The organism is Paenibacillus forsythiae T98 (genome assembly GCF_000520735.1).
Classification (GTDB): Bacteria; Bacillota; Bacilli; order Paenibacillales; family Paenibacillaceae; genus Paenibacillus_AQ; species Paenibacillus_AQ forsythiae.
Window position 1 is genome coordinate 1 of record NZ_ASSC01000767.1, and the last position, 4,999, is coordinate 4,999.

6 protein-coding genes are annotated in these 4,999 nt (G+C 55.3%); 5 read left to right on the plus strand and 1 reads right to left on the minus strand.

From position 1 onward, the window contains the following. Positions 1-209: hypothetical protein (locus L692_RS33670; RefSeq protein WP_232238852.1), on the plus strand; the 209-nt coding region annotated here is incomplete at its 5' end. Positions 210-602: 393 nt separating this feature from the next. Here the strand turns inward: L692_RS33670 and L692_RS0123360 are convergent. Next, entirely contained in the window at positions 603-1,271 is a 669-nt protein-coding gene (locus tag L692_RS0123360; protein WP_025702374.1) for a DUF559 domain-containing protein, read from the minus strand. Between the two features lie 308 nt (positions 1,272-1,579). On the opposite strand from L692_RS0123360, the gene L692_RS0123365 reads away from it, so the two are divergent. The 4 genes from L692_RS0123365 to L692_RS30010 form a co-directional block, all read left to right on the plus strand. After that, positions 1,580-2,242, plus strand: a complete 663-nt coding sequence (locus L692_RS0123365) for an alpha/beta hydrolase (RefSeq protein ID WP_025702375.1) — start codon at positions 1,580-1,582, stop codon at positions 2,240-2,242. A 480-nt stretch (positions 2,243-2,722) separates the two neighbouring features. Continuing rightward, complete coding sequence (locus L692_RS0123370) at positions 2,723-3,679, plus strand: thiamine pyrophosphate-dependent dehydrogenase E1 component subunit alpha (protein WP_376717967.1); 957 nt, start codon at positions 2,723-2,725, stop codon at positions 3,677-3,679. Further along, positions 3,676-4,647, plus strand: coding sequence for an alpha-ketoacid dehydrogenase subunit beta (locus tag L692_RS0123375; RefSeq protein WP_025702377.1), 972 nt, complete (start codon positions 3,676-3,678; stop codon positions 4,645-4,647). The genes L692_RS0123370 and L692_RS0123375 overlap by 4 nt, the downstream gene beginning before the upstream one ends. Positions 4,648-4,687: 40 nt before the next feature. Continuing rightward, on the plus strand, positions 4,688-4,999 hold a 312-nt coding region (locus tag L692_RS30010), incomplete at its 3' end, for a biotin/lipoyl-containing protein (protein WP_036725210.1).

Genomic DNA, 4,999 nt, shown 5'->3' on the forward strand with positions numbered 1-4,999 from the left:
CGGTGGTGCAGGCCGCATCGCGTCCTGCGGCCAGTAGAGAGGCACAGCGAACCCGGGTAGGCGTCCGGAGCCGGGGCGCACTGCGTCACGGGAGAGGCGTCAGCCATCTTCGTGTCCGAGGCTGTCATTCGCGCGCGGCGCTTATTCGCGTCTGGCGCTGCGCCTTAACCGGCGTATCAGGAACTGGCGGAGGCATCAGCAGCTTGTAGATACAGCCCCCCTGCCGCTAACGTGCTGCGCCGCAGCTGAGCGCTTATGCGAGTTGCTGAATGCAGACGGTGGCATATTATAGCTAGGCCCGGCCAGTACCCCGCCGTTTCGGCGCAGCTGGCGTTAATGACGCCGCCGGACACTCCGCAGCTGCTGTGCCTCATTCGCTGGACACATAGCATCTTATAATTAGCGAGAAATCCTCCTGTTAATCCATCAGCTATTGTCGGTATTTACGAAATAGCTGGAAAAGCTCCATCTAATTCCTCAATTTGGCGCAAGTAGTAGAACAATCGGCAAAATTAAATGGAGATTTTCCCTATAAACTTCTTTTTCGGATGTATTGCTCCCAAATTAGAGGGGTAAATTCCAGGCAGATAAGCCAGCCAGATTTAAAAATAATCGAGCACTCCATCCGCTAATTCATAGCTGACGATTCTTTCGCCCCTGCCGCGTAACGTAGGAGCAAGCCAGCCCTTGCCGCACAGCCTTTTCAGCATGTTGACTGCCGTTTTGGAGTCGATTCCGAAATGCCGGACGACATCAATTGGCCGAATCGGTTTGGCTGCGTGTATGGCAAGCCGGATGATTTCTTTTTCGGCAAGTTCAGCTCTGGAGATTGGAACCGCCGAAGGCTGATAGCGGCCTAGCATCATGCGGAGCAGGGTAATGCATAACTCAGGGCGCCGCTCTACGTCGTCGTAGGCAAAGGAAATCACCTGATACCCCATCGCATGAAGAAAGGTCTCACGGTTCAATTCATTGCAATATTTCTGGCGATCCATATCACGTACGTGCGAGCCAAATCCTTTGATTTCGAATATCAGCTTTGGATGTCCCGGAAGCCAGGCGAAGTCTGCAAAATAAGATCGGCCTCGCCAATCAAGCACCTCATACTCGGGATGAAGATCGTCAAAGTTTCCGCGCAAAGGCCACCAGACATGTTTCAGAAAATAGGATTCGGCATGCCTGTGCCCTCTTTCCAGCCGGGATCTGCGTTCTCCGGTTCTGGCCTTAATATGCTTTTGAATAAATTGTCTGTATGCATCCGTAAATTCCATCGCAATCCCTCCCAAATGCAGAACGTCCCGGCTCACTCAGGCTAGAGTGAAACGGGACGTTCTTCGTCATTCTCCAATTATAACCCAAACTGCGGGAGGCAGAAAGCCGGAAGCAGAAATCCAAAGCCACTTTCGCTTCCACAGGCTCGGCCTAACGACGCGCCATTCATCGGGTTTCGGAACAGCGTCCTGGCAATGGTGCCCTTTTGTCAGGGCATTATGCCTCCCGCTGCATTTGGAATCGCTCATGCGTCAGGCTTATAATGAACTCTTTGGAATGCCGAGCTGCCGCGAAAAGAGGAATCGAAATGGAACGCTGCTTATTCATTCACGGATTTACCGGAGGCATATTTGAAATCGAGCCTCTGTCGAAATATTTGGAAGAGCATCACTGCCTCACCCGTACGTTCACGCTGGAGGGGCACACCGGCCGAAGAGCCGATATGCGGCGGACGAACCGGGAGGCTTGGTACAACCAGGCTGCGGGCGAACTGGAAAAACTCGCTCAAAGCGGCGACGGCGTGCATGTGATCGGCTTTTCGATGGGGGCGTTAATCGCTTCCTATCTGGCCGCTCGGCATAAAGCCTTGGTCAAATCGCTGACGCTGCTGGCCGCTCCGGTGTTCCCGCTGAATCCGGCCGAGATTATCAAGACGCTGGGCAGCCTGTCGATGCTGAAGAACTATGTAAGCAAGTTCGGCTCGACTCCGGTCCATGCCAACCGCGAATTTGCCGGAATCGTCCGCGAGAGCTTTGAGCTGTATCCGCAGATCGAGACGCCGACCCTGATTGTGCAGGGAACAAGGGATCATCTCGTCAAGACCAGGAGCGCCGCCTATCTGGAGCGGCATATCGCTTCTTCCGTCAAGGAAGTCCTGTTGATCGAGCGCAGCGGCCATCTGCTATGCTACTGCGAGGAGAAGGACAAGGTTATGGATGAGGTTCTCCAGTTCATCCGGGGCGCGTCCTGAATTCCCGGCTTTCCCGCATCTTCCCGATATGGGAATAATTTCACTAAGTCTTTCCCGTTATGGGAAGGGCTTTTTGGCGTTTCACTTCTTAACTTCGGCCATTTCATGGCTTCCTCTTATACAAGATGAACTTAAGATTTTCCAATCAGATACCAGTCGTAACTACGAGGAATGTTTGGACTTCCGGCCGCTGTTATCCCCAGATTTCATTGATTTAAATCGCTCTTCGCGGATGAAATCCGGAGATAAAGGCGAACGCTGTCGCTCCTCCAGTTCCAAACTTCCCCTTCGTTACTCCTTCCCCTGCTGTCATTTTTCAAGTTCACTTTATACAGACATTATATGTTGGCATGGAAATTGCATCTATATTTCAAGTGAAAGGCAAACACAGCAGAAGGAGGTCTTATGAGGGGGAGTCAGACTTTACATTCCGAACCGGGAGGGATTCACTTGAGCATTTCAAAAGAATTGTTGAGCGAGATGTACCGGAAAATGCTGAGAATTCGCAAGTTTGAAAAGACGGCTTCGGTCTTCTTCGCCGAAGGCAAGATTCCGGGCTTTGTGCATTTATATATCGGGGAAGAAGCGATCGCCGTTGGCGCCTGCGCGAACTTAAGGGACGACGACTATATTACGAGCACCCACCGGGGGCATGGGCATATCGTCGCCAAAGGCAGCAATCTGAAGTACATGATGGCGGAATTGTTCGGCAAGGAAACGGGCTACTGCAAAGGAAAAGGAGGCTCTATGCATATTGCGGACGCAGAGCTTGGCATCCTTGGCGCCAACGGGATCGTCGGGGCCGGACATCTGATCGCCACGGGATCGGCCTGGAGCGCGCAGCACAGAGGCACTGACCAGGTCAGCGTATGCTTTTTTGGAGACGCTTCCACCAATCAAAGCACCTTCCATGAGGCGATGAATCTGGCCAGTCTGTGGAAGCTTCCGGTGATTTTCGTCTGCGAGAACAATCTGTACGGCATCTCCGTCAGCCAGGCGAGACATCAGAATATACAGGACATTTCGCAGCGGGCGATTGGCTACGGCATGCCTTCGCTGTCGGCGGACGGCAATGATGTGCTCACGGTCTATGAGAAGGTCGGTGAAGCGGTGAGCCGGGCGCGCGCGGGCGAAGGGCCGACGCTGCTGGAATTTAAGACCTACCGGCAGCACGGCCATTTTGAAGGCGATCCGGGTGCTTACCGGCCCAAGGAGGAAGTGGAAGCCTGGCTGCAAAAGGACCCGCTTCCAAGGCTTGAAAGCTATTTATTGGAGAATGGCGTCTTGACGGAGGAGGAGCTTGAGACGATCCGCCGCGAGGTGGATGAGGAAATCCGGGAAGCGCTGGAGTTCGCGGACGCAAGCCCTTACCCTGCTCCGGAGTCTTCTGTGCAGGATATTTACTCCGATTTGATCGAGGAGGCGCGAATCAGATGAGAAAAATAACCTATGGCGAGGGCATCCGCGAAGCTTTGCGGGAAAAAATGCTGGAGAACAAGAACGTCGTTCTGCTCGGCGAGGATGTCGGCCCTTACGGCGGCACCTTCGGCGTCACCAAAGGGCTGTGGGAGCAGTTCGGCGAAGAGCGGGTGCGTGACACCCCGATTTCGGAAGGGGTCATTGTCGGCGCGTCGGTGGGGGCTGCGGCGACGGGCCTGAGACCTGTGGCGGAGCTGATGTTCATTGATTTTCTCACCTTCGGCATGGATGGGCTGGTTAACCAGGCGGCGAAGATGCGATACATGTTCGGTGGCAAAATCTCCGTTCCGCTTGTGCTGCGCCTCCCTGCGGGCGGCGGCATCAGCGCCGGAGCGCAGCACTCCGGTTCCCTTGAGGCGTGGGTGACGCATGTGCCCGGGCTTAAGGTGGTGTATCCGTCCAATGCTGCGGACGCGTGGGGCTTGATGCTGACCGCGATTGACGACGACAATCCGGTGGTCTATATCGAGAGCAAGGTGCTCTATTCCCAAAAAAGCGAAGTGCCGGAAAAAGTAGCTCCGATTCCGTTCGGCTCGGCCGCGATTGCCCGGGAGGGCGCCGATGTCTCGATCATCACCTACGGCAAGCAGGTCCATGACGCGCTGAAGGCGGCGGCCGCGCTTGCCAAGGAAGGCATCGAGGCCGAGGTCATCGACCTGCGGTCGCTCTATCCGCTGGATAAAGAGACGATCTTCAGATCCATCGCCAAGACGCACCGGGCGCTTGTCGTTACGGAAGAAGTGAAGCGCGGCGGCTACGGCGGCGAGCTGTCGGCGCTCATTGCCGAGGAGTGCTTCGATGAGCTGGACGCCCCTGTCGTGCGGATTGGCGCGCTGAACTCGCCGGTTCCTTACACCCAGGTGTTGGAGTCGCTGGTGCTGCCGGGCGCGGAGGATATTGTCAAAGGCGTCAAGGCGATGTTCTGAAACCTGCGGACCATGAGTTGCAAAATCAAGGAGGTGCGTCATGGCTGAACTTGTCGTATTGCCCAAGCTGGGGCTGACAATGACGGAGGGAACCGTCTCCAATTGGCGGAAGGCCAAGGGAGACCGCGTCGAGCAGGGAGATATTCTATTCGATGTGGAGACCGATAAAATATCCAATGAAATCGAGGCCAAGACCAGCGGAGTGCTGAGGGAGATTCTGGTCGAGGAAGGGACGGTGGAGGTGTTTCATCCACTGGCGGTTATTGCCGAAGCAAGCGAGGATATCTCCTCGCTGCTTCCGGCGGGCGCTTCCTTGAAGCCGGCGGCGGAGGAAGGAGCGTCGTCCGCCGCC

What these genes read in the sequence shown, in the direction of transcription:
- L692_RS0123360 (WP_025702374.1), bottom strand. Translation starts at nt 1,271, where the DNA reads ATGGAATTTACGGATGCATACAGACAATTTATTCAAAAGCATATTAAG.
- L692_RS0123365 (WP_025702375.1), top strand. Translation starts at nt 1,580, where the DNA reads ATGGAACGCTGCTTATTCATTCACGGATTTACCGGAGGCATATTTGAA.
- L692_RS0123370 (WP_376717967.1), top strand. Translation starts at nt 2,723, where the DNA reads ATGTACCGGAAAATGCTGAGAATTCGCAAGTTTGAAAAGACGGCTTCG.
- L692_RS0123375 (WP_025702377.1), top strand. Translation starts at nt 3,676, where the DNA reads ATGAGAAAAATAACCTATGGCGAGGGCATCCGCGAAGCTTTGCGGGAA.